The sequence below is a fragment of the Desulfoluna butyratoxydans genome (assembly GCF_900699765.1).
Classification (GTDB): Bacteria; Desulfobacterota; Desulfobacteria; order Desulfobacterales; family Desulfolunaceae; genus Desulfoluna; species Desulfoluna butyratoxydans.
The window spans coordinates 260,329-285,570 of sequence record NZ_CAADHO010000004.1; the positions used below are offsets into that span (position 1 = coordinate 260,329).

19 protein-coding genes and 1 pseudogene are annotated in these 25,242 nt (G+C 55.1%); 17 read left to right on the forward strand and 3 right to left on the reverse strand.

The window, feature by feature from the left end; genetic code table 11:
- Window positions 1-8 precede the first annotated feature (8 nt).
- Together MSL71_RS26910 and MSL71_RS13295 are read left to right on the forward strand one after the other, a co-directional pair.
- A pseudogene (locus MSL71_RS26910) lies at window positions 9-431 on the forward strand (IS3 family transposase); the annotation flags it as partial.
- Window positions 432-1,059: 628 nt separating this feature from the next.
- Window positions 1,060-2,745, forward strand: coding sequence for an amidohydrolase family protein (locus MSL71_RS13295; RefSeq protein WP_180141079.1), 1,686 nt, complete (start codon window positions 1,060-1,062; stop codon window positions 2,743-2,745).
- A gap of 265 nt (window positions 2,746-3,010) precedes the next feature.
- On the opposite strand, the gene MSL71_RS13300 is transcribed toward MSL71_RS13295, so the two are convergent.
- Window positions 3,011-4,651, reverse strand: a complete 1,641-nt coding sequence (locus MSL71_RS13300; protein ID WP_180141081.1) for a purple acid phosphatase family protein — start codon at window positions 4,649-4,651, stop codon at window positions 3,011-3,013.
- Between the two features lie 1,239 nt (window positions 4,652-5,890).
- Between MSL71_RS13300 and MSL71_RS13305 the strand changes: the two genes are divergently transcribed.
- The 5 genes from MSL71_RS13305 to MSL71_RS13325 all read left to right on the forward strand — a co-directional run bounded on the left by MSL71_RS13305 (window position 5,891) and on the right by MSL71_RS13325 (window position 11,036).
- Window positions 5,891-6,646: an FkbM family methyltransferase gene (locus tag MSL71_RS13305; RefSeq protein ID WP_180141084.1), complete on the forward strand. Its 756-nt coding sequence runs from the start codon at window positions 5,891-5,893 to the stop codon at window positions 6,644-6,646.
- A 198-nt stretch (window positions 6,647-6,844) separates the two neighbouring features.
- On the forward strand, window positions 6,845-7,501 hold the full coding sequence (locus tag MSL71_RS13310) for a flavodoxin family protein (RefSeq protein WP_180141086.1): 657 nt from the start codon (window positions 6,845-6,847) through the stop codon (window positions 7,499-7,501).
- Window positions 7,502-7,559: 58 nt separating this feature from the next.
- Window positions 7,560-7,778, forward strand: coding sequence for an amphi-Trp domain-containing protein (locus MSL71_RS13315; RefSeq protein WP_180141088.1), 219 nt, complete (start codon window positions 7,560-7,562; stop codon window positions 7,776-7,778).
- 321 nt (window positions 7,779-8,099) lie between these two features.
- Window positions 8,100-9,371, forward strand: coding sequence for a paraquat-inducible protein A (locus MSL71_RS13320; RefSeq protein ID WP_180141089.1), 1,272 nt, complete (start codon window positions 8,100-8,102; stop codon window positions 9,369-9,371).
- Window positions 9,372-9,443: 72 nt separating this feature from the next.
- The gene (locus tag MSL71_RS13325) at window positions 9,444-11,036 is read left to right on the forward strand and encodes a PqiB family protein (protein WP_180141092.1); all 1,593 of its coding nucleotides are present in this window, start codon (window positions 9,444-9,446) and stop codon (window positions 11,034-11,036) included.
- A 330-nt stretch (window positions 11,037-11,366) separates the two neighbouring features.
- On the opposite strand, the gene MSL71_RS13330 is transcribed toward MSL71_RS13325, so the two are convergent.
- Window positions 11,367-11,858: a GNAT family N-acetyltransferase gene (locus MSL71_RS13330; protein WP_180141094.1), complete on the reverse strand. Its 492-nt coding sequence runs from the start codon at window positions 11,856-11,858 to the stop codon at window positions 11,367-11,369.
- A 537-nt stretch (window positions 11,859-12,395) separates the two neighbouring features.
- Here MSL71_RS13330 and MSL71_RS13335 point away from each other — a divergent pair.
- Window positions 12,396-13,031: an SRPBCC family protein gene (locus tag MSL71_RS13335; protein WP_180141096.1), complete on the forward strand. Its 636-nt coding sequence runs from the start codon at window positions 12,396-12,398 to the stop codon at window positions 13,029-13,031.
- A complete protein-coding gene (locus tag MSL71_RS13340; protein WP_180141098.1) occupies window positions 13,028-13,654 on the forward strand; it encodes a LolA family protein in 627 nt (208 codons plus the stop codon). The genes MSL71_RS13335 and MSL71_RS13340 overlap by 4 nt, the downstream gene beginning before the upstream one ends.
- A gap of 181 nt (window positions 13,655-13,835) precedes the next feature.
- Here the strand turns inward: MSL71_RS13340 and MSL71_RS13345 are convergent, their stop codons facing one another.
- Window positions 13,836-14,663 (reverse strand): hemerythrin domain-containing protein, encoded by an 828-nt coding sequence (locus MSL71_RS13345; RefSeq protein ID WP_180141101.1) that lies wholly within the window; start codon window positions 14,661-14,663, stop codon window positions 13,836-13,838.
- A 626-nt stretch (window positions 14,664-15,289) separates the two neighbouring features.
- Between MSL71_RS13345 and eutH the strand changes: the two genes are divergently transcribed.
- From eutH to MSL71_RS13385, 8 genes are all read left to right on the forward strand, one after another.
- The gene (gene eutH, locus MSL71_RS13350) at window positions 15,290-16,525 is read left to right on the forward strand and encodes an ethanolamine utilization protein EutH (RefSeq protein ID WP_180141103.1); all 1,236 of its coding nucleotides are present in this window, start codon (window positions 15,290-15,292) and stop codon (window positions 16,523-16,525) included.
- 611 nt (window positions 16,526-17,136) lie between these two features.
- On the forward strand, window positions 17,137-17,496 hold the full coding sequence (locus MSL71_RS13355) for a BMC domain-containing protein (protein ID WP_281374493.1): 360 nt from the start codon (window positions 17,137-17,139) through the stop codon (window positions 17,494-17,496).
- Window positions 17,497-17,499: 3 nt separating this feature from the next.
- Complete coding sequence (locus MSL71_RS13360) at window positions 17,500-17,940, forward strand: EutP/PduV family microcompartment system protein (protein ID WP_180141105.1); 441 nt, start codon at window positions 17,500-17,502, stop codon at window positions 17,938-17,940.
- A 65-nt stretch (window positions 17,941-18,005) separates the two neighbouring features.
- On the forward strand, window positions 18,006-18,575 hold the full coding sequence (locus MSL71_RS13365; protein WP_180141107.1) for an ANTAR domain-containing response regulator: 570 nt from the start codon (window positions 18,006-18,008) through the stop codon (window positions 18,573-18,575).
- 29 nt (window positions 18,576-18,604) lie between these two features.
- The gene (locus MSL71_RS13370; RefSeq protein WP_180141109.1) at window positions 18,605-20,068 is read left to right on the forward strand and encodes a sensor histidine kinase; all 1,464 of its coding nucleotides are present in this window, start codon (window positions 18,605-18,607) and stop codon (window positions 20,066-20,068) included.
- Between the two features lie 191 nt (window positions 20,069-20,259).
- Window positions 20,260-21,690 (forward strand): ethanolamine ammonia-lyase reactivating factor EutA, encoded by a 1,431-nt coding sequence (gene eutA / locus MSL71_RS13375; protein ID WP_180141111.1) that lies wholly within the window; start codon window positions 20,260-20,262, stop codon window positions 21,688-21,690.
- A gap of 176 nt (window positions 21,691-21,866) precedes the next feature.
- Window positions 21,867-23,327 (forward strand): ethanolamine permease, encoded by a 1,461-nt coding sequence (eat, locus tag MSL71_RS13380; RefSeq protein ID WP_180141113.1) that lies wholly within the window; start codon window positions 21,867-21,869, stop codon window positions 23,325-23,327.
- A 544-nt stretch (window positions 23,328-23,871) separates the two neighbouring features.
- The gene (locus MSL71_RS13385; RefSeq protein ID WP_180141115.1) at window positions 23,872-25,236 is read left to right on the forward strand and encodes an ethanolamine ammonia-lyase subunit EutB; all 1,365 of its coding nucleotides are present in this window, start codon (window positions 23,872-23,874) and stop codon (window positions 25,234-25,236) included.
- The last annotated feature ends 6 nt before the right edge of the window (window positions 25,237-25,242 follow it).

A 25,242-nucleotide genomic window follows, 5' to 3' on the forward strand; every position in this document is an offset into this window, starting at 1 on the left:
CACCGACTGTTATGGATTTATATTCCCGACAAATTGTCGGTTGGAATATTGGAGCAAGAATGACAAAGCGCCTGGTGCTTGATGCCCTTGATATGGCTTGGTGGAGACGGCAGCCTGCTCCTGGCTTGCTCCACCACTCAGACAGAGGATCACAATATGCCTGCAAAAAATATCAAGAAAGGCTCGATAAATATCAAATGACATGCAGCATGAGCCGAAAGGGTAATTGTTGGGATAACGCCCCTGTAGAGCGCTTCTTCCGAAGCCTCAAGTCAGAAAGGCTCAGCTTTTGCCGTTTTGAAACACGGGACCAGGCAAGATTGGAAGTACTCGACTACATAGCTTGGTATAATTCAAGCCGTTTACATTCAACATTGGGTTACGTAAGCCCAATGGAGTTTGAAGCAGAGCCCTTAAAAATTGCAGCTTAACCTGAGTGTCCGTTTTTTGTTGACCACAATACTTGCATTGTAAGGCCCACGGAACCCCTATCCTGGAAAGCTTGGCGTGATTGAAAAAGGGGCATTGGCCGATATTCTTCTGATAAACGGGAATTCCTTGGAAAATATAAGCATTTTGACAAATCCCGAAGAACACCTCGCCTTGATCATGAAAGACGGAAAGATCTACAAGAATACAATCGACTAAGCTCTCAGGCTCAGAAGGACACTCCGGCTATGGAACTCACTAAGAGAAATAAGCTGACATTGCGCACACTGCTTGCCCTGCAAGTTATCTACGGGGTGGCGGCACTTTTTTTGAGAGTGTATGACCCTCGGCACAGCATGTGTCAGGGGTAAATGGAGATAGGCAAAGGCATATCTCTGGTTGTTGACTTAATCATCTGGGCAGTGTAACGGTATATGACTATACCCCTGTCGTGCTAATGTTGTTGGAATCTGTTTGTCAAACTCCATACTTAACTGAAGTTTCGGGAAATCGCGATAAAGAGGATTTTGCGAATTTTTCGTTTCGTCGTACTTCTAAAATCTGTAGCGTCGAATTGCGTTGGACCACCGTTTATGGTGAAAATGACGAAGTCCCCAGGGAGAGATTATCATGAGAAGACGTGTTGCCTGGATGTTCTGTTTGCTACTGGTTGGAATGACGGTCGGGTGTGTTAACCCACAAGGTGCCAAAATGAAGCCGATGTCGGCCGATACCGACTTTGATATCGTTATACTCAATGGCCGGGTGATGGACCCGGAAACCAAGTTTGACGCCATACGCAATGTGGGGGTCAAAGATGGGGTTATCGGATTGATCACGCCCAGAGAGATCAAGGGAAAGGAGACAATCGATGCCACAGGGCTGGTTGTGGCCCCAGGGTTTATCGATGGCCACCAGCACTGTCTGGAACCCTATGCCTATCGCCTGATGGTGCGCGACGGCCGTACGACCATCATGGATCTCGAAGTGGGGGCGCCAGGTAATCAGGTGGCTGATTTTTACAGTAGAATCGAGGGAAACACACCGTTGAACCTTGGTGTTTCCGTTGCCCATGAATTTGCGCGTGCAGAGGTCCTGGACGGATTTAAGGACTGGAAATACCTGCACACACCCGATGCCGTCGCGTCCCGCGTGAAACAGGGGTGGTCAGAAACACGTCCCACCCTGGCACAGGGGAACGAAATCCTGGCCATTATCGATGAAGGACTGCGTCAGGGGGGAATCGGTATCGGCTCTACCGTAGGCTACATGCGGGATGGCGTCTCCTCGCGCGAGATCTTCGAGTTGCAGCGGCTCGGGGGCTATTATGGGCGTCAGATCGGGATGCATTTCAGGTTCACGCCGGGAAATGATGTTGAAGAAGTGCTCGGCATTCAGGAGATGCTTGCCAACTCAGCAGCTCTGGGGTCACCGGGCATTGCCTTTCACTTTAACAACCCCGGTTACGCCATGGTTCACGAACTGATGCTCCGTATGCGTGAAAAAGGGTACAATGTCTGGGGTGAGGTTTATCCCTATCACGCAGGCTCCACGGCCTTGAATGCCGTCTTTCTTGAACCGGAGGTGTGGGTTGAAACGCTTGGCAACACATATGAAGAAACCCTGATGGATGTGGCGACCGGTGAGTTTTACACCCGGGAAAGCCGCGAAGAGATGTTGAAGAAAGAGCCTACCCGCCTTGTGGTGATATTCAAGATGCCCGAAAAAGCCATCCTGGACTGGATCAAGATGCCGGGTGTTGCCATCGGCAGCGACGGCATGCCCATGATTCCCGATGAGGGCCTGACATGGGAGACACCTTACGAAGAGCTGCCCAATGTCCACCCACGATTTTCAGGTTCTTTTGCCAAGGTTTTTCGCATGGTCCGGGAAAACAACATTCCCCTGATGCAGGCCGTGTCCATGTCCAGCTACAACTATGCCAAACCCCTCGGCGACATGGGGCTGAAAGCCATGCAGCTCAGGGGTCGTATGCAGGAGGGCATGGTTGCCGACATCACCATGTTCAATCCCGAAACCATCACCGACAATGCCACCTACGAGACGGGAACGCTCCCCTCGTCGGGGATTCCGCATGTCATTGTCAACGGCATCCTTGTTATGAAAGATGAGGTGCCGCTGAAGCGTTTTGACGCCGGGCAGGCAATTCGCTTTGAGCCGCTGGAACAAGGCAAGTTTCAGCCGCTCGATGCCGACCACTGGACCAGGGCGTTTTACGTACTGCCCAAGGATATCGGCGGCTCAAGCAACCTGGGATGCTGTGATTTTGAAAAGCCGCGTGAACAGAAGCATTAAGAAAACCCATTCGTGCTTTTTAGCCCATGTCGGTTCAGCGTTCATTCATTGGGGGCAGAGTTTTTTTGCGTTTACTTTCGACGAGGTGTCACAGATAGGGCGGTCAAGTCTGTGCATAATTAGTCTACCCCATGAAAAGATGATATCTCCATAGAGTATGGTTGTTATGAAATGTCAGGAGAAAGAAATGGAGCCCACCTCGTGATCACGAGGTGGGCTTTTTTCAAGAGGCGAGGGCATCAAGCATGCGTTCAAGAAGCTTTCCTTACAGGGAGGTGCAGGGAATGGTGATGGATATCGTCTCAGACCATGATGACCATGTGAAACCTTCGTCCCTGTATCTCACGCGCGCGCCGTAGGTGCCGGGTGAAAGGTCTGTTATCCGATAAGCCGTTATGTCTACCCCTTCCTGACTGTTTTCTCCCATCCAGATATTTTCCGCGCGGGTGCGGTTGCCCCACATGTCGATGATTTTATCTCCTGATTCTGCAAGAAGCTGCCAGTGGGACTCCAGGTGAGAATCCCCATCCGGGTCGTTAAAGGCTGTCCCGTTAAGGAGAAGGTCGCCCGCATGTTCGGTTGCCGTGATCACCGGCGTCTCAGGAGCCTGGTTGTCGCGGCGGATCGTGAAGGCATCGCTGATGGTGTCATCGGTGTAGTGAAACCACTGGATTCCGTTTCCTCCGGACCTGCGCACCACCTGCACGGAGGGGCGGTACCCGGCCTGGATGGTGATGAGGCAGTAACCGAATTCATCCACCGATTTTTGGATCTCATCGTAATCGCTCATGTCGTATTCGCCCCAATAGTCGATATCACCTGCCGTGGGGGCCACATTGAGCCAGACATGGGGCATGTCCCGACTCTGGCCCCGTGAGTAAGCGTGGGTGTGGCCGAAAAGATGAACGCTCGGCTTGCCGGTGTCTGCGGTGAATCGTTCGAGCATGGCAACGAAGCGGCATGACCTTTCGGCTTCACCCGGAGGCCAGAGTTCGGATTTGCAGGGGTGGTGGAACTGGGCGAGGACAAAGTCCGTTGCCGGGTCATCCTGGGCATCGTACAGGTGGTCCAGGAGCCATTCTCGCTGGAGGAGTCCCCCTGCATCCGGGAGTCCCTCGATCTGGATCAGGTCATTGCTGTTGAGGGTGAGTACCATGGTGTTCAGCAGGTTGTAGCGGGACAGCTTCAGACAGCTTTCAAGGCTGCCGTCGGGAAGCATGTCAAAGTAACAGGCATAGAAAAAGGGTGTCATATCGTGGTTGCCCAGGGCCGGGATCAGGGGAACCCTGGAGGCAAGGGGCTGGAGGTTCGCGAAAAATTCATCGGTCCACTGGCTTTTGCGGTCGCCGTTTGTCACCAGGTCTCCGGTTATGAGAAGGGCGGAGAGGGTTTCAGCACAGGCGTCTGCGCTGCCATTTCCTTCCACGGCGATGATGCCGTTGGTGACAACATCGGCAAGGCGTTCCGGGTGATCACCCTGGCTGTCGCTGATGGCGACGAGTTTGGCAACGGTGGTGTCCCCTGCGGCCTCAGGCCACGTATGGAAGCGGTAAACAGGGCTTCTGCGAAAGATTGTTTCCACACGGTAGAGATAGGTTGTGTCCGGTTTGAGTCCGGTGAGCCGTGCCTTATAAAGGGTGGGCAGGACCGGCGTGATTCTGGTGTCCACGCGGTCCCATGAGAAGGTACCCGCCTCCTGAACAAGGAGGGTGGGCGAGAGGCAGAACGCTTCAAACATGACCGTCATGGTCTCGGGACCGGGTTTGATCAGGTATGGAGCCACAATGAAATCCAGATTGGCTTTTCGGCCGAAGTCAGCAAATGCCGGGGGCCGTGTTGTCAGTACCAGAATCGTTGAAAAAATGAGAATCGCCCATGCGGCACGTGGTGTAAGGTGGTTTTGCATCGTAACCTCCTGTGGGGGTAGGGGCCGTTTCATGATGGGGGAGCACACTGTCGATTGCCGTTGCCGGGGGGGCTGTCCGGGGAAATATGGTCAGCGCCTTGTGAGGTGATGATGTGTGCGGGGATAGGATTTAATGAGGTGACACCAGAAATGACACCATTTTCTTGGGATGCGGGGCGTATGTTGCCGAGTTTTAATACGTTTTTAGGTTTTCTGTCTTCGTTGTTGTGTGGTAAAGGGGTAGGGAATGCCGTCGCGTGTTGTCTCTGTATTGAACCGGCACAGGTGTTTTGCCCATGGGATGACCATAACGACTTGTTATGAAAGGGTTCGGGTTTGGTGTTATGCATGTTGAACAAAGACTTCCTACGGTTGAAGAGTACAAAGGGCTGAGACTGTCCGTGGGCTGGGACATCCCGGATGATAAGGCTCTAGGCCGCACCCTGGCAAACTCTCTGTATTCTGTTGTCGCCGAGCACAACGGCTCCCTGGTGGGCCTTGGCCGCGTTGTGGGGGGCGGAGGCTCCTTCCCGTTCTTTTGTCGGGCTCATGGCGGCAAAGGGCCTGGAGGCCTTTTATGCTGCATTTGGCTTTGTGGCTCGGGAGGCGCACGCACCAGGAATGTTTCAGATCATGCCTTGACCATATCGATATCACCCAACAGGGGTGGGGAAGGCTCATTGGCATAGCCCGGATATTTCATGAGAAAACAAATAGCCAAGATGAAAGCTCCATGATTTCAAAATACTACAGCGAAAATGTCAGCTTTTTTGTAAGTGCAAAATGTAAATCAGGGTTTGCTGTTTGTTTTTCTCACCCTTCGGGCGAGCCGGGATAGGGAACTTAAATTTCTGAAACACGTGTGGTGAGTATTAAGGCATGTTTGCTTCCTTCATGCCAGTATTAAAACACAGCACGGGCTGGGCTGCAACGCAACGACTCGCCCTCAGGGGGGAAGGAGTGTTTCTTGCTTGATAGTACTTGTCCGTTGCAAAATCCGTATGGATTTTCCATAATGGTTCGGCATTGCACGTCTCATATGTTCAGCGGTGCTGAGCAAATCCAGTTTATACTCGCCCGGCACGTTGTCTGTTTGAATTGGTGAGGTCACCCATCGTTGAGGTAGACTGAGGGAAGCATTTTGTTTACATGCCTGTTTCTTGCAGGGTAACCCTGGCTTTGGTTTCAGGGTGGTTTCGTCCTTCAACTCCATATATTTTTTACAGATAGGGATACGGTATGAGTAACTCTTTGCTGTATAAAAAAACCATAAAAAATGGTTTTTCTCCGTCACACGTCGCAGAAGTCGGTGTATGGCATCCGGATACGTCAAATATTCTTCGTTATATAGAAAGCGGCATCAAAGCAACCCTTGTTGAACCCGATCCTGATTCGATTAATCTGATCAAAAAGACATTCACCCTGGGAAACGTTACGTTACACGAGGTTGCTGTCTGTGATTTTGATGGTGAAGTAGAGCTTTGCAAACGGGAAAGCTCCACCTTTGTGAGTTTTCTTCCTGACAGCCCGGCAATTACGAACGATAACTGCATTGTTCAGGAAACGGAAAAGTTTACCGTAAAGGCCGTAAGATTCAACAGTATTGATGACGGCTCCATAGATCTGTTGTCGGTGGACACAGAAGGCAGTGAGTGGTTTATCATAAAAAACTTAATCAGCAGGCCTGCCATCGTCTCTATAGAAACCCATGGTGGAATTTATACGAACCCTTATATCGACCAATTAACACACTGGTTCAAAACCAATAATTATAGCTTGTGGTACCTGGACGATTGCGATTCTGTTTATGTAAATAATGGGAAAGTAACCGTTACACTCTTGGATAGAATGAAGCTGGTGTGTTCCAAGGTTCGGTTGAAAATGAAATTCACTAGAAAAGTTGTAAGTAAAAAAATTAAACGATCGGTATTCGCAAACGGAGGGTGCCAGCCCGGTGCGACCATTGACTCAGATTCTAACCCCAGTGAAGGGTAACTTGTTAATTTACCGCCATAACAAACCCGATTGCTAAATTTATAAGGCGCGCAACACGCGTCGTCATCCGTCCTTGATCCTGTTACGAGTATTTTCCAGTTTGATTCCCATGGTCCCGTCATGCTTTGGCTTTACCACAGGCTCTCTCCGGCAGCCGGTTTTCGGATGCCGGTCCATACCCACTCGAAGGAGGGTCCCATGAAGGTTCTGGCAGTCAACGGCAGTCCGAGGAAAAAATGGAACACGGCGACTTTGCTTGAAAAAGCCCTGGAAGGGGCCGCTTCGAAAGGGGCGGAAACGGAGCTGGTGCATCTTTACGATCTGGATTACAAGGGGTGCCGAAGCTGTTTTGCCTGCAAGCAGAAAGACAGCAAAAGCTACGGTGCCTGTGCGGTGAAAGACGGACTGGCGCCTGTGCTGAAAGGTATCCGGGATATTGATGCCCTGGTCCTCGGGTCACCCATCTACTTCGGGCGGGTCACCGGAGAGATGAGGTCCTTTATGGAGCGGCTTCTGTTTCCCTACCTGGAGTATGGGGATCCCTGGCGGGCACTTTTTCCCCGCACCATTGCCACCGGCTTCATCTACACCATGAACATCACGGAAGAAGAGATGACCGAGATGCGCCTGCGATATGCCCTTGAATCCACCGAGATGACCCTGTCCATGATATTCGGTGCCTCGGAGGCTCTGTACTGTTACGATACCCTCCAGTTTGAAGACCATGACAACGTTGTGTGCGACAGGGTGGATGTGGACGCCAAGATGCGGCGAAGGCGGGATGTGTTTCCCGTAGATTGCGAAAAAGCGTATGCCCTGGGAGTCAGGATGACCCGGGACGTTGCCGGAGACTGACCCGTATCACCCGCCCCCCCCATTTTCAGCGGAGACACCCAATTGAATGGAGCGCAAGATGAAAAAAGAACGGGATATTGAAAAGGCTTACAGCACCTCCGAGTTTGTGGCCAAGCTCAGGCGGCTTGCCGATGCGTTGGAAACCGGGAAAAAATTTGAGATTCAGATCGCCGGAGAGAGGATTTACGTTCCGGTGCGGGCCACATTTACGGTGGAGCATGAACGGGAAGGTGCCGAGGAAGAGATCGAGTTTCAAGTCCGGTGGCGAAACGATTAGCAAACGTGGGCACGGCTCAGTTCCTTTTACCTGGTGCGGTGAGGCCATATTTCCCATGCGCCCGCGGTTGTCTGTGATGCGAACGCTCGGCGATTTTTTTCGCGCCCGAATCGCCTGTTTTTGAGAAATCCTTTCGCGGGATGACGCCGCTATGATCATGGAGCGTGACAAGGTGCTTATATCTTTGGTAGAATTCAAGTGATGCTTGACGCCTGTCAAGGTGTCAGGTTTTCCCTCTTTTCGCAGAGCGTTCCTTTATTCGTGGGTGACGACGCACCGTGATGCGCCTTATCTACGGGTCCTTTCATTTCAAGGTGAACGATGAGCCCCCCATACGTAACCTCTTGCCATGGCTGTGATTTGCTTGTGGAGGCAGGGGAGGTCCTGCCGGGCAGTACCGCCTTTTGCCCGAGGTGCGGTTCAAAAGTCCATACCCCCAAAACGGATTCGCTCAACCGCACGCTTGCCTTTACGTTTATCGTCCTTCTCGTGTACGTCCCTGCTGTCTTTACGCCGCTCATGACCCTGAACGCCCTGGGTATGGAGACCAGTGGGAGTATTCTGGACAACAGCATCTTCATGTACCGGCAGGGCTATATTGCCGTGGCTTCCATGGTCTTTCTCACGGCGATTCTGCTCCCATTTTTAAACCCGGCCCTGCTTTTTCTGCTTGCCGCTCTGGCCAAGACAAAACGCCTGCCCCGTTTTCAGGCCTGGCTCCTGAGAACCTTTCAGTCCCTCGAGGAGTGGGGGATGGGCGAGGTGTACCTCATCGGCGTCCTGGTGACCATCATCAAGGTGTACTCCATGGCAAGTATCACCTTTAATATTGGATTTTTCTGTTTTCTGGTGATGGTTGTCATGAACCTCTGCGCATTGTCCGTCCTGGATAAATCCAGCCTCTGGATTCAGATAGACGAACAGCTGGGGTTTGAAGACCATGGAGGCATTTCCGGTCCCATAGCTGAGATGCAGACCGCCATGGAGGCGGGGCTGATGTGCTGCCATGAGTGCGGAAAATTGACAAAGGGCGATGATGTCGCCACAGAGGATGAGCCTGAGTGCCCGCGCTGCGGAGCAGCCCTGCACTATCGCAAGCCCGACAGCCTCAGCAGGACCTGGGCCCTGGTGGCGGCTTCCGCCATATTGTTTGTGCCTGCCAATGTGTTGCCCATCATGCGGGTGGATTTTCTCGGGGCCTCTCAATACTCCACCATCATGGACGGGATAATCTATTTTATGCACTCCGGGGAATACGGGATAGCCGTTGTTATTTTTACCGCTTCTGTGCTCGTGCCCGTCTATAAGATCATCGGCCTTGCCCTGGCGCTTTTATCCGTGCAGCTGGGGTGGCAGGGAAGGCGGCGTCAGAAAACATTGATGTTTCGATTTATCGAGTTTATCGGGCGCTGGTCCATGCTCGATATCTTTGTCATTGCGCTGATGGCTGTGCTCGTGAATTTCGGGGAGTTCTCCTCCACCCATGCAGCCATCGGAGCCCCGTTTTTTGCCGGGGTGGTGACCTTCACCATGCTTGCGGCCCTGACCTTTGACGCACGTCTCCTTTGGGACGGGCGTTGTGACAAGTCATGAACTAAAGGTGCGGGCAGGGCGTTTTTGTGGGGCGCATCTCTACAGACATCTTTCAGTCAAGGAATGGACACCATGAACAAAGCCGTCGTGAAGACCAGGAAAAGTATCTCTCCCGTGTGGATCCTTCCCATCATCGCGTTGATGATCGGAGGCTGGCTGGTGCTCAAGAGTGTTCGTGAGGCCGGGTACGAGATTGTTGTGCGCATGGAAGACGCCGTGGGAATCACCCCGGGGAAAACCCAGGTGCTTTTCAAGGGCCTTCCCGTGGGCATGGTCAAGAGGTTGACTGTCTCCCGGGACCTTCTTTACGTGGATGCCATCATTGAAATGAGAAAGGCGTCCAGGGAGCATATTGTTGAGGATACCTTGTTCTGGGTGGTTCGCCCGGAGGTGTCCGTCAATCAGATTTCGGGCCTCGATACCCTGGTGTCCGGCAGCTACATCGGGGTGTTGCCGGGGGAAGAGACGGCTCTTTCATCCTTCTTTGTTGTGGAAAAGGAGCCGCCGGCCCTGATGGAAAGCGCGCCGGGGCTTCGCTTGATCCTCCAGACCAAAGCGTCCAGTATGCATGACCAGGGGGCCCCGGTTCTTTTTAAGAAAATCCAGGTGGGTGAGGTCCTTAAGTCATGGCTCTCAGAGGACGCGACGATCCTTGTGGAGATCCTTGTGTACGAGCAATACTCACACCTTGTGACCACCACGTCGTATTTCTGGGATGTCAGTGGCATCAAGTTGAAAGCCAGTCTGCCCAACATCAACCTGAAGATCGGAACCTTCAAGTCAATTTTTGCAGGAGGAATCGAGTTTGAAACCCCTGCAGGCGGCAAAGCGGTGACCCCCGATCAATCGTTCCCGCTCTATGAGGATATTGACGATGCCCGACATGCGGACAACATCGAGGTGACCCTCTACATGCCTCAGCACCATGGCGTCAACCCGGGCGCGAAGATCACCTATCGCAATGTCACCATCGGAACGGTCACCGATGTGTTCCTGGCCAAAGACATGCAGGGGTTGGTGGCCACTGCCAGTATTACAAAAAAATCAGCAGCCCTTTTGCGCAAAGGCTCTTACATCTGGGTGGTGACCCCGGAGATATCCGTATCGGGAATCCGCAATGTCGGCAGTATCATCAAAGGGGCTTACCTGAAGATGGAGCCGGGGCGTGGAAAACCCGCGCGTAAGTTCAGGGTGTATGAGCAGCCCCCCGTCCGCATGCATGAGCCGGCCGGATTGAATCTCGTTCTGGAGAGCGAGACTTTAGGCTCTTTGAAAAAAAATCGCCCGGTGACCTACAGGCAGGTCAAGGTGGGGCATGTCACCGGGTCGGAGCTGTCGGAAAAAAGAGATAAGGTTTACGTGTACATCAACATTTACGAACAGTTCGCCGATCTTGTAAGCGCCGATACGCGGTTCTGGAATGTCAGCGGCATCCGTATCCAGGGCGGCCTGATGACGAAGATGAAGATCTCCTCGGAATCCTTCGAGACCTTGATTGCAGGCGGCATCGCCTTTGCCACCCCCGAAACGGAGGCACAGGGAAAGCGGGTGAAAAAGGACCATCACTTTGTCCTGCACAGGGAGATGGACGAGAAGTGGCGGGACTGGCTGGCCTGGGATTCCGATGTTGTAGTCACCCTTGAAGAAAAGAATGCCGCACCATGAGCTTATGATTTTGTAACTATTCAGCTTGCCTCCGGCGGGTCGTTTTTTTGAAAAAAAGCTCCGCAAAAAATTTTTCTAATGTGAAAAAGTGGAAATTATTTCGGCGGAGCCTGGAAAGGCTTGCTTAAGACCTGTTTGTCAAACCCGGTTTTATAAATCAGGCTAAAAGGTTGGCCCCCGGCAGGGCCACCGGAGGCTTGTTTGAGCTGAATAGTTACATGATTTTTTCATAGCGCTCGAATCCTGCAACGTACGAAACAAAGGGGGCCTTTATGGCCCCCTTTGTTCTTGTGGGGTTTTGACCCGGATGTTTTGCGGAATTCAGGGGTGTCAGGGGCGGGGGATGGTGGCGGTCATGTAAACGGCATCCGCGCCGTAACCTGCCAGGGAATTTTCAAGGGGTGTGGGGGCAAACCCATGGCGTTCCCAAAAAGGGTCGCTGCCCTGGACCGAGGTGAGGGCCATGCGGGTCATGCCTGCCTCGGCAGCACAGGAAGCAAGGGCGCGAACCAGAATGGAGGCGGCTCCGGAGCCCCTGGCGGATTTGGCAACGGCAAGGTCATGGATGTAGAGAAGCTCCGGGCAGATGCCCTCATCAAGGGGCCTATCCAGGGCCGGAGCGTGGCCCTGTGCCCAGGGATGGGACAAGGCGTACCCAAGGATGCCCGAAGGGCCTTCGGCCACAAGACATGTGGTCGGGGAGGCGACCCATCGGCTTTTGAGGGCTTCCAGGCTCTCGATGAACGATGGAGAGTAATTTTCTCGTTGAATGTCGAGGATACGGGGCCAGTCGGCTGCCGAGATGGGTCTGTACGTGAGCATGGGGGGACATTCCGTATGTGGGGCCGTGGTTCTGGTACCCGCCCCTTATCAAGGGGCGGGGCAGGCAGTGGGGCCTGAAAAATGCGTGGTGGCTGGCATCCTGCGGCAGGGGGCCGCGAGGTGTTCGGGCGGCATCGGTCATGGCCTGATGGCAAACCGTCCGCGCTGGCTATTTGCCGCTTTTTTAAGGCCCTGAACTCTTAGATGTCTGAATGAGCGTTTTTTTTGAGCTTTTTCTCGTGCTTTGCCTGTCTCTTTTCTTTAAGGGTTTTTTGGGGCTTCTTTTTGACGTTTCGTTTTGAATCAACTGATTTCGACATATGTCCTCGGCGTATTGATGGAAGTCTTCCTCTTTCAATCGGCTCCGGCGGTGGCGGTCTGCGTCATCGTTGGTGTCCCCGTTTTGGGTGTCGTCCTTGCAAGAGGTGGAGGCGACAAGCTCACCTTGCTCCCGGAACCCGGGGCTTGTCAAGCCCTGGGGCTTTTTTTCAAGGGATGTGACTCCTGGGCTGTCCATGGCGCGGCCAGGGGGGAGGCGTGGGGACGGCAGGTAAAAACGGGCCCAACGCCGGTAACGTCTTCTCTCCGGATCTTGCCTGTGTTACTGTGCCGGACTCGTGCGTGACGCTGGCGGGGCTCATGGACGGGCATGGAAGTGGATTTGAAATAAGGCAGGTCGACGTGTGGGGTGCATGGCTGGATCGGTGGCGAAGCTACCGATTTGAAGAAGAGTGGGGCGTTGAAGCGCCTGTGAAAACCGTCTGGGACGAGATGCTTCACGTGGAGGCGTGGCCCGGATGGTGGCAGGGATTGGAGTCTTCCGAGTCCTCTGATACGCTTCCTCCCGACATGGCGGGCAAGCAGTACACCACACGCTGGAGAGGTTCCTTGCCCTATGGACTGGATATCCGGGCTGTGCTTCGGGAAGTCACCGACCAGGCATTTATCTCTGCCGATATCCATGGTGATATCGAAGGGTATTGCTCCTGCTGTATTGAGAAGAGCCGCCGGGGCACCCGGGGGCAGTTCTCGCTTCAGGTGCGGACAGCCCGGCCCTGGATGAGCCTTTTGTCTCCCTTTTTAAAAGACTATTTCACGAAAAATCACAAGTGCCTCATGGTCGAGGGCATGCGCGGGTTTTCCCGGTATGTGAGCGAAGGAGTCGCCCCATGATCCGACGCGTCACATCCTTTTTGTTGCTTCTGGCCTGTCTGGCCGTGGTGCCGCCCGTGTGGGGGGAAGAGCGGCCTCTCCTGGACCGGATGCTGGAGCGCTTCGATGCCCTGGACCACTACACAACCCTGTTGGACTCGGAAGGGGAAGACGACCGCAATCGCATCATCTATACCTACAAGAAACCGGGTTTTATCCGCATGGACTTTATCCACCCCCACAAGGGCGCCCGCCTGATCTACAATCCCCATGAGGAGCAGGTGTCCCTTCGCCCCTTTGCCACCCGCCTGCCGGCCTTTACCCTGTCACCGGACAACCCGTTGATTACCGATCCCAAGGGGCACACCGTGGACCGCTCCGATATCGGGGCCCTCATCCGTTCGGTGCGGCGATATGCCCGGGAAGGGACGGTGACGCGTCTTGCGCCCGAATCGGTGCAGTCTCATCTGTGTCCCCGGCTTTTGGTGGAGGGCAGCGAGGTCACCTATCTGCTGTGGGTTCACCCGGAGCTTCTGCTCCCCGTCAAGGTGGTCAAGCTTTACGCAGACAGCTCCCAGGAGACCGTGTTTCTCCGGGACCTGAAGGTGGACGGACCCCTGGATGACGCCGTGTTCGAACCATAAGATTCGAACGGTCGGTTTTTTTAAATCCGCGGGACGTCCGCGCCCGATTTTCCTTGTCCGGCCAAAACCCCCAGTATATCCTGCCCTTAGCCCTTAGCCCTTAGCCCTTAGCCCTTAGCCCTTAGCCCTTAGCCCTTAGCCCTTAGCCCTTAGCCCTTAGCCCTTAGCCTCTGCCTCCCATCTACCCATTCACAATCTCACCCACGGCCTGTGTCAGCTTTTGTACGGCCTTTTCATTGGATTCCAGAATGGGAAAAAGTTCCATGAGTTCCCTGGTGGCATGGTGTTTCAATGAGGTCAGGTAATCTTCAATCTGTACGTCGAGTCCCTTTGCCAAAATCCCTTCATCGGCCTCAAGACCCTGAACGGCTTCAATGATCTGGTTCAATGCCGTTTCAAGCTCTGAGTGCTCATGGGTCAACTCAGCAATGAGGCCGTGAAATTTTGCGGGAAGGTGGATAAGTCCGGTTTTGAAGAGCAGTTTTTCCTCAATATAAAAATGGGTGGACAGCTCTTTCTGCATCAGGTCAAGGACGGTTTCGAGCTCCATGGAGCTGGATCCGGTCTTGGCATCGGCCAGGATGCCCTGGATGACCATCACGTACTGGGTGATGATTTTGTGCTCGGAGGCGATGCGCTGGACAACGTTGTCCATGGCGGAGCGGTTGGTCTGCTGCTGTGCCTCCAGGTTATCGATGAAAGAGAGGAAGGGGACCATGCCGGCCGTGCTGATCTTCAGCACCAGAACACCGGAGAGGGCGGGGCCGGCATCTGGTTGTACGCTGTGGATGCACCGGCCTTTGAAGTGGACGGGGGTGTCGTCAATCCGTATGGACAGGTCCAGGGATTCCCCCTCGGGGATGGTTTCATCGGATTCAAGGAGAAAACCGGTTTTGCTCAGATTGCGGGTTGTTCCCTTTTTGTACTCGGTGCTTGATGTCAAGCGGTAGGAAATGGTCTGGCGCGCCTCGTAGCGCTCATGGTCTCGTTTTTCCGGGTGATTCGTCATGTGAGCCAACCTTGGTTTCGGGTGAGTTTTTCTCTTATCATATGCGAGCCTCGTGTGGATGAAAAGCCATAAGGGGCCCGTAGCAAATAATTATTCAATTCAGTAGTCCCCGGAATTCAGAGCGCAGGCACAGGCGCCCTTGCAAAGGTGTGCGGCGATTCGGGTCGACGAAGGCCGGGGGACCCGCATGGGAAAAGAGGAGGGGCCAGAGGCCGGAAGAGGATAGGGCAGCACGTTTTTTTTGCATGAAATGCGCTCCGAAATCCACGGTTGGGAAGGGGTTCCCCTATAGGGGAAGGGCTAAAGCAATAAACGGACCAACTATGAACATTGTTTGTAAAATAAAATTATTCACTAAGGTCTCTTGTCAATGTGAGTTTATCTGTGTTAAAGATTCTCAAAAATTGGAGTAGGGCGGCACAATGGCGTGCTGCTGAAGAGAGTCGATGAAGCTTGCTACCGGGAGAGGAATACCCAGTTGCAAGTTTTTTTTTGGCCAAAATTATCGGGTGATTGCACAACAAGAGGATAATTTTTGGTCGCACCTTTGATATCCGTCCAGACGCTATTGGGCGGAGCAGGCAGGCGATCCACCACAGACTTTTGTAGAATTTAGGAGTTTTGTCATGGGCAATATTGGTCAGTTTATTATTTACATTATTATGATCTGCGCTGTGCTGGGCGCATTTTCATACATCAAGGACGATGAGAGCCCCCTCGGTCAGGAGTTCCTCGAAGGCCTCCACAGCATCGGACCCATCTTCATCCCCACCGCCGGTATCCTTGCCGCCAGCCCCTACCTGTCTGCTTTTGTAAAAAGCGTATGCGGTCCCATGTTCGGTGCCATCGGTGCTGACCCTGCCATCGCGGCAACCACCATCATCGCTGTTGATATGGGCGGCTACCAGCTTGCCGATGTTCTGGCCCTCTCCCGTGAAGGCTGGATCATGGCCATGGTTGTTGGTTACATGTCCGGTGCCACCATCGTCTTCTCTATCCCCGTGGGTCTGACCATGCTGGATAAAAAAGACCACAAATACATGGCACTTGGTGTTATGGCCGGTCTCCTGAGTATTCCCATCGGCGTATTCATCTCCTGCAGCATGCTCTCCATCTCCGACATGATGGTTCGTGGCATGATCTCTGTAAACGCAGAGTCTGCCTTCGCACTGGGTCTGACGTTCAAGATGATCTTCCTGAACCTCATGCCCCTGACCATCTTCTGTGTGACCCTGGCCATCGGCCTGAAGATGGTTCCCAACACCATGATCAAAGGCTTCCTCTTCTTCGGTCGCAGCATGAACATTGCCCTGACCCTGGTGCTTGTCTTCTCCATCGTTGAATACTTCACCGGCTTCTTCGCAAGTGTCTTCGGCTCCTGGGGTTTTGATCCCATCATCGCAGACGAGGCGGACAACTTCCGTGCCCTGGAGGTTGCCGGTTTCATCGGTATCATGCTCTGCGGTGCCTTCCCCATGGTTTACCTGATCAAGAAGTACGCTGCCGGTCCCATGGACAAGATTGGTCGCATGGTGGGTCTCGAGAGCGAAGGCGCTGCGGGTATCCTCGCTGCTGCCGCCAACATTCTGGCCATGTTCCGCCTCATCGCCGACATGCGTCCCAAGGACAAGGTTCTTTGTGTGGCCTTCTCCGTATGCGCCGCCTTCACCTTTGGCGACCACCTCTCCTTCACCGCCAACTTCCAGCCCAACCTGATCCTTCCCGTTATGGCAGGCAAACTCCTCGGTGGGGCTTCCGGTTTTGGTCTGGCTTACCTCCTCTCTGTTCCCGCGGCCCTGGCCCTGGAGAAAGAGGAGCAGGAAAATGGCGTTGCTTCCGAAGAGGTTTGCGCTGCAGCCTGATCCCGGCTTAAAGCACGGCATGTGTCCTGAAAAAGTGGCGAGAGTCTCGCCATGGCGTAACATCTGTTCGCAAACCATGGACACTGCATTGTAAGGTCAAGAAAGGCCGCGCACGAAGAACGTGCGCGGCCTTTTTTTGTGGTGTGGGGCTGCGTTGGTGTTCAGCCATCGGGAACATGTCTGGCCCGTATGGCGAAAAAGAAAATATAGTGAATTGTTGGCATGTGAATTGCTTATGCTTATTGTCAGCTAACTCCCTGATGTCACATCGGATGATCTCGGCAGCCCGCGGGTTGCCCCATGGGGGGTGTGGCTGATTTTTTTTGCTGAAATACATACGGTCCTGTTACGGGTTAGTTAATGACTGTGGCGGGAAAATAATTCGTAAATTCAGGTGGGTACGCCCATGGTTTTTGGCCCGTATCACGGGTTGGACATCAGGGCGAGACGTCTGTGTTGAAAAAAAGGCTTGTCAATATTTATGTGGTTATGGTACGCACTAAGCAACTTATTTTGTTACACAACGGCGTGTAATGTCAGCGATGATGCTTGTATCGGGGTTGGAAGTTCCAGATTCCCGTTACAGGCTTTTTTTGTTTTTGGGGGATGAAGTGATAGTTGACGCAAGCGAACAGAAGCAACGGGTCATTCAAGAATATGTGCCGGGTAAACAGGTTACCCTGGCCCATGTAATTGCCAGCCCCCACAAAAGCATTTACATGAAGCTCGGGCTGGACGACGAGGCGGGCGACGCCATCGGGATCCTGACCATTACACCGAGCGAAGGGGTGATCATTGCCGCAGACATCGCCACCAAGGCTGCCGGGGTCGAGATCGGCTTTCTCGATCGGTTCGGCGGGTCCTTGGTTCTGGTGGGAGATGTGGCCAGCGTGGAGTCGGCCCTTAAGGGGGTCCTTGACTACTTTGACGAGGTGCTGCATTACGCATCCGTGGAAATGACAAGGTCCTGATCCATGGCAGATGAAACGAAACAGAAAAAGATGATGCTCATCGGGGAGTCCGGGGTGGGGAAGACCACCTTGATTCAAGTGCTCTCCGGCGAAGGCTTTTCATCGAAGAAGACCCAGGCCGTGGAGTTTTGCGGCCGGTTCATCGACACCCCCGGTGAGTTCCTTGAAAACAGGCGTTTTTATCCCGCCCTGATCACTTCGTCGGCAGATTGCGACGTGGTGGCCATGGTGCAGGACGCCACGCGGATCAGCAGCCTGTTTCCGCCGCAGTTTTCTTCCATCTTCACCCGAAAGGTCATCGGTATCGTGACCAAGGTGGATGTCGAGGGATGCAACGTGGAGAGGGCAGAGCGATTCCTGGCAAACGCCGGGGTAAAAGAGATTATCCGGTCCAGTTCAAAGACGAACGTCGGCCTTGATATTTTGCACGAGCTGCTGGCCTGATTTCAGGGCATCTCTCCTTTTTTTGAGTTTACGGCAGCACACGAGACACGCAGGAGTTAGAACGCATGGGGTACAGAATTGTCATAGCGGATGACGAGCCCATTACACGCATGGACATTCGGGAAATTCTCGAAGGGGCCGGCTACGAAGTACTGGGTGAAGCGTCCGACGGCTTCGACGCCGTGGAAATGTGCCGCAAGCACAAGCCGGATCTTGTGTTGATGGACATCAAGATGCCGCTTTTGGACGGCCTCAAGGCGTCCCGGATGATCCGGGATGAAAGCACCGCAGGGGGAATCCTCCTGCTGACGGCCTACAGCGGCAAAGAGTTTGTGGAGCAGGCCAAGGATGTCGGCGTCATGGGGTATGTGGTAAAGCCCGTGAAAGAAGAGTCCCTGTTGCCCATGGTGGAAATTGCCGTGGCCAAGGGCGCCGAGATCGCCAAGATGGAAAGCGACATGCAGAAGGCCCAGGGCCAGCTGGAAGGCCGCAAGATGGTGGAACGGGCCAAGGGCATCCTGATGAAGACGTATAACATCAGTGAGGACGTCGCCTATAACCGAATTCGTAAGCTGAGCATGGACAAGCGGTGCTCCATGAAGGAGATCGCCAAGGTCATCGTTCTGAACGGTTGACCGGTGGACGGGAGTCGATGGGGATTCACATGATCGAAGAACTTTGCTGCAAACACAACGACCTGACCGCCAAGGACATCGCCAAGCTGAAGTCCGTGGCGGAAAACCTCGGTATGATAGCCGATTGCACGGGTGCCGATATTTTTATCGACTGCATCACGCGTGATCCGGACGAGGCCGTTGTGGTGGCCCAGGCCAAACCCAACAGCCAGGAGTCCCTGTACAAGGGATCGGTTGTGGGGGAGCTTGCCTATCGCAGCAAGGAACCGGCGGTCTTAAGGACCCTGGACGTGGGCATGCCCACCTCCGACATGTGGGCCGTGACCCAGGAGAACAAGAACGTCCGCCAGAACGTCTCCCCCATCAAGAACGATGAGGGGCGCGTCATCGGGGTGCTTATTGCGGAGAAGGACATCACCGACCATGTGAAGACCAAGAACAACCTCTCGGTCCTCTCCCGCACCACGGAACAGCTCATGGAAGCCCTGATGACCTCGCGCCACCGGGACCACAACCTGCCGTATCACGACAGCGACGGCATTGTGATGTTCAACGAAACAGGGATCTCCACCTATGTGAACCCCGTTGCCGAGACCATCTATCGCAAGCTGGGGTATCTGGACAAGCTGGAAGGGATCCATTTTTCCAACATGGCCCTGGACCAGGTTGTGTTTCAGGATGTCCTTGAAAAGAGGCAACTGAGCCACAACGAAGTGAAGGTGGGCAGCCTGGTGTTGAACCTGAAGTATGCCGTGATGAAGAACAGGGATTTCAAAGTCTCCGGAGTGGTGATGCTGATGAGGGATGAGACGGACGCTAAGGCCAAAGAGAAGGAACTGATTCTCAAGTCCGTGGCCATCAGGGAGATTCACCATCGGGTGAAGAACAACCTGCAGACCATTGCCAGCCTGCTTCGGCTCCAGTCCCGCAGGGTGGACAATGTCTCGGCAAAGACCGCCTTCAGCGAGAGCATCAGTCGCGTGCTGAGCATCGCAGCCACCCACGAGATCCTTGCCCAGAACGGCGTGGACGACGTGGACCTTCTTACCATGCTCCAGCGCATCAAGAGCAGCATCGTGGACTACTCGGTGGTGGGCGGCAAGGAGGTGAGGATTCTCATTCAGGGGGACACCTTCATGTGCAACTCCGATACGGCCACCTCCATAGCCCTGGTCACCAACGAGGTGATCCAGAACAGTTTAAAGCACGCCTTCAAGGGGCGGGAAAAGGGCAACATCTGCGTGGAGATCTGCAAGGCGTCCACCTACGGCAACATCGTCATCACCGACGACGGGGTGGGCTTTGACGTGGGGCAGGTCCGGGAAGGCGCCCTTGGCACACGGATCGTCAACAGCATTGTAAAAGACAAGCTCCACGGGACCCTCACCACGGAATCGGGTGAGGGGGGCACCAAGGTGCTCTTTGATTTTCCCCTGGACGAGGCCACCAGCCAGGAACGGCCGGAGTACCCCTCGATTCCGCAAACCAGCTGAACACAATCGGGGCCGGCAAGACCGGCACAACCCGACGAGCATACAAGTTGAAGCTTCCACAATGGGGTGGGGGCGCCTGAAAGGCGATGAAGCCTGGAGAACCCGCGGATGTGGTGCGGAGATCTTCAGGCTTTTTTTGTTTTAGGACCGCAGGAACGGGTCAGGATCGTAGAAAAGGACGGAGTTTATTCATGAAAGAGAGCATCTTAAGCGTCGGTATCGACATCGGTACCTCCACCACACAGCTGGTTTTCAGCCGGATTACCATTGAAAACACAGCCTCCATGATATCCGTCCCCCGTATCACCATTGCCGACAAAGAGGTGGTCTACAGAAGCGACATCCACTTTACCCCCCTGAAGTCAAATACCGAAATCGATGGGGAGAAAGTACGCCTCATCGTCAAGCACGAGTATGAAAAGGCCGGGGTCGTCCCCGAGCAGGTCCAGACCGGGGCCGTGATCATCACCGGTGAAACCGCCCGGAAAGAGAACGCCGCCGAGGTGCAAAAAGCCCTCTCCCATTTTGCCGGGGAGTTTGTGGTGGCCACGGCAGGGCCTGCCCTTGAGGGCATCATCGCGGGCAAGGGGGCCAACGCCTCGGGTGAGTCCAAGAAACGGGGGGCCGTGGTGGCCAACCTCGATATCGGCGGGGGCACCACCAACATCGCCGTCTTCGACAACGGGGAGGTCATCGACACCAGCTGCCTGGACATCGGCGGCCGACTCATCAAGGTGGACGGCGGTAAGATCGCCTACATCTCCGACAAGATGCAGAAACTTGCCGAGGCCAACCATGTGCCCATTGCCGTGGGGCAGCCCGTGGACCGGGGTTTTCTCACCAAAATCGTCATCCGCATGAGCGAGCTCCTGGAAGAGGTGGTGGGCATCCGGCCCCCCACGGACGATCTGGCCCTCATCTGCACGGACAAGGACCTGCGCCGGGACTACACCATCGATTACGTGACCATCTCAGGGGGCGTGGCCGACTGCCTGAAAGACGAAATCACCTGCGACTCCTTTTTGTACGGGGACATCGGCCTTCTGCTGGGCCAGGCCATCGCACACTCTCTCATCGGCAAAAAGATCCCCGTGCTTATCCCGGCCGAGACCATCGGCGCCACGGTGGTGGGGGCCGGTTCCCATACCACGGATATCAGCGGAAGCACCATCTCCGTGAGCTGCGAGAGCCTTCCCATCCAGAACATTCCGGTGCTCAAGCTTTCACGTGAGGACGAGGCCCTTCCCTTCGAGTCCTGGGGCGCGATCATCCGGGACAAGGTGGCCTGGTTCAGGCTCCAGGAAGGGGAGAAGCAGATGCCCGCCCTGGCCTTCAAAGGCCCCAGGGACATCGGGTTTCAGCAGATCCACTGCCTGGCCGAGAGCATTCTGGAGGGCATGGACGCGGTGCTGCAGGAGGAGGCTCCCCTCACCGTGGTGGTGGAAAACGACCTGGCCAAGGCCCTGGGGCAGACCCTTCAGGTCAAGCTGGGGGACCGCAAGGAAGTGATCTGTATCGATACGGTGAAGGTGGAAAACGGAGACTACATCGACATCGGTCGCAAGCTTGCCGGGGGCAACGTGGTCCCCGTCATCGTCAAGACACTGTTGTTCAGCTATTAACACGGCGATGCAACCACACAGGAACCACCCGGAGGCGGCGAGGCCCTTAGGCAGGGTACGCCGCCCCGTCAAACGAGACAAGGAGGGCGATAGAAGAGACGAGACAGAGCGGACGGTTTTATTGATGAAGTCGACGAGATGATTTTTTCAAGAATACTGTTTTTCAAGGAGGCGTTATGTCAGGCAAGAGTGCTGTAAAAGTTCAAGACGATTATTACGCGCAGAGGGAATTGAAAAAAGGAGCGGCCGGTTGGGTCCTTCTCTCCTTTCTGGGCGTCGCGTACGTAATTTCCGGCGACTTCGCCGGGTGGAACTTTGGTATCGAAAAAGCAGGGTGGGGCGGTCTTCTCATCGCCACGGTCCTCATGGCGGTCATGTACACCAGCATGGTTCTCTCCGAGGCCGAGCTGGCAACCATCATGCCCTCTGCGGGCGGTGGGTCTGAGTTTGCCAAGCGGGCCTTCGGTCCCCTGGGCGGCTACATCACAGGCACGGCCATTCTTCTGGAATACGCCATCGCACCTGCGGCCATTGCATGTTTCATTGCCGGGTACTGCGGCTCGCTCTTCGGAGCCGGAGGCTCTCTTCTCGGGATGGTCCCCGAGGCCATGCAGGGAGGGGTCTCCATGCTGCTGGGCGGCACCTGGATGACCAAGGCCCTTTTTTACGGCATTTTTGTAGGGGTGCACCTTTACGGTGTGGGCGAGGCCCTGACCCTGATCATGGTGGTCACCGTCATCGCCGTGGCAGCCCTTGTGGCCTTCATCGTTTCGATGATCCCCCATTTCAACATGGCCAACCTCTTTGACATGAAGCCCGCTGCCGATGTGGCAGGTGCCACCACCTTTCTGCCCAACGGCTGGCTCGGTGTGTGGGCGGCGCTTCCCTTCGGGATGTGGTTCTTCCTCGGCGTGGAAGGGGTGCCCCTGGCAGCTGAAGAGTGCGAGGATCCCACCAAGGATATGCCGAAAGCCATTATCGTCTCCATGACCACGCTTCTGATCTTTGCCGCCCTGATTCTCTTTTTCGGGCCCGGCGGCTCCTCGGCTTTCCTGATCCGCGATGCTGCAGACCCCCTCATCGGGGCCATCCAGTCTCCCAACGCGTACGGCGGGCCGACCTTTGTCAGCCGCATGATCAACGTGGTGGGCCTTGCAGGCCTCGTGGCCAGTTTCTTCTCGCTCATCTACGGTGCGTCCCGGCAGTTTTTCGCCATGAGCCGTGCGGGCATGCTGCCCACGTTTTTGTCCCTCACCGGGACGCGCAAGACCCCGTATGTCTCGCTCATCGTCATCGGGTCCATCGGGTTTGCCCTCTCCCTTGTGGTGGACGGCGACAGCCTGCTGGTGGTGGCGGTATTCGGTGCCTCCATCTCCTACATCATGATGACGGCATCCCACTATGTGCTGCGCGTCAAGGAACCCGATCTCTACCGTCCCTACAGAACCCCGGGCGGCAGGATCACCTCCGGCGTGAGCACGGTCCTCGGCTGTTTCGCTTTTGTGGCCTGCTACCTGGCCAACGCCAAGATGACCATGATCGCAGCCCTCGTCTTCGTGCTGCTGATCGTCTACTACCTGGTCTACAGTCGGCACCACCTCATCGACTACGACCCGTCCGAAGACGACTTGAATTAGGTTTTACATCATCGGCCGGCCCCGGATTGTCACAACCGGGGCCGACCGGTGAAGCAACATATGATGACATGGCGGCCCCGCCTCTGGCGGGGACGCCCAAAGCGGATTCCCTTACAAAGGCGTTCGGGAGAAGTGCACCACGGTGGAAGGACGGGCCCATGTCCGCGCCCCCGCCGAGCTCGGAAGGAGCGCACGCGTTCGACTCAATGGCGACTCGACACGCAGGCGACCCGCAGCATCGCAAGATGCGCCGGGCTGATGAAGCGCCATGCAGCGCAGGTGTTTTGCCGTTTCTGCGTCATGTAAGGGAACAGGCCGACCTTGAACGGGTGGGGCCTGCAAACTCCAATTTGCCCGATGACTTTGGCCGCATTACCGGAAGAGGTGTGTGCCTTGTTTCCTTACTCCAACGAAACACCCTGCTCATGGGAGACTTCCATGTCCGTCAGGCATGATCCCGCACTCTGTGCACTCGTCATTGGTTGAGGCGTGCGCAGGAAATAAAGACGCAGCGTTTTACTCTACTTAAGATAAGGACGTACACATGAGATTGAAAACAACCCTTTTCGGGGCCGTCTATGAGTTCAAGGATCTCTATGATGTCATGGCCAAGGCCAATGAGGAGAAGTCCGGTGACCGCCTTGCCGGCCTTGCCGCTGCTTCCGTCACGGAGATGGTCGCCGCCAAAGAGGTCCTGAGCAATATCACCCTGGCCGATATCCGAAACAATCCCGCAGTGCCCTACGAAGAGGACGAAGTTACCCGGATCATCCAGGACGACCTCAACGAGAAGATCTACGGCGCCATGAAAAATTGGACCGTGGCCGAGCTTCGCGAGTGGATCCTTGCAAGCGAGACCACCGGTGCCGATCTGCTCCGTGCCTCCCGCGGCCTGACCTCTGAGATGATCTCGGCCGTCACCAAGCTCATGAGCAACATGGACCTGGTATACGGCGCCAAGAAGATCACCGTCACCGCCAAGTGCAACACCACCATCGGTATGCCCGGCACCCTGGCCTGGCGCCTTCAGCCCAACCACACCACCGACGATCCCGACGGAATCCGCATCTCCACCCTGGAGGGCCTCTCCTACGGTTCCGGTGACGCGGTGATCGGCCTGAACCCGGTGAACGACACCACGGATTCCTGCCTGAACATTCTCACCATGTTCCGCGAGATCATGGATGAGTATGAGATCCCCACCCAGAACTGCGTGCTGGCCCACGTCACCACCCAGATGGACGCCATCCGTAAAGGCGCCCCCTGCGACATGATCTTCCAGTCCATCGCAGGCTCCCAGAAGGGCAACGAAGACTTCGGCGTCTCCGCCGCGCTTCTCTCCGAAGCCCATGACCTGATGCTGAAAGAGGGTACCTCCGTAGGCCCCAACGTCATGTACTTTGAAACCGGCCAGGGCTCCGAGCTCTCCTCCGACGCCCACCACGGCGTGGATCAGCTCACCATGGAAGCCCGTTGCTACGGGTTTGCCCGTCACTACAACCCCTTCATGGTCAACACCGTGGTCGGGTTCATCGGTCCCGAGTACCTCTACGACGCCAAGCAGGTGACCCGTGCAGGCCTTGAAGACCACTTCATGGGCAAGCTCTCCGGCATCTCCATGGGTGTGGACGCCTGCTACACCAACCACATGAAGGCCGACCAGAACGACATCGAAAACCTCGGCATGCTCCTCTGCGCAGCGGGCGTGAACTACCTCATCTCCGTACCCCAGGGCGACGACATCATGCTGATGTATCAGTGCCCCGGCTACCACGAGACCCCCGCCCTGCGTGAGATTATGGGCCTGCGTCCTGTTCCCGAGTTCGAAGCCTGGCTCGAGAAGATGGGCCTCATGGAAAACGGTAAAATGACCCGCCGCGCAGGCGACGCGTCCCTTTTCATTCGATAGCAGGGA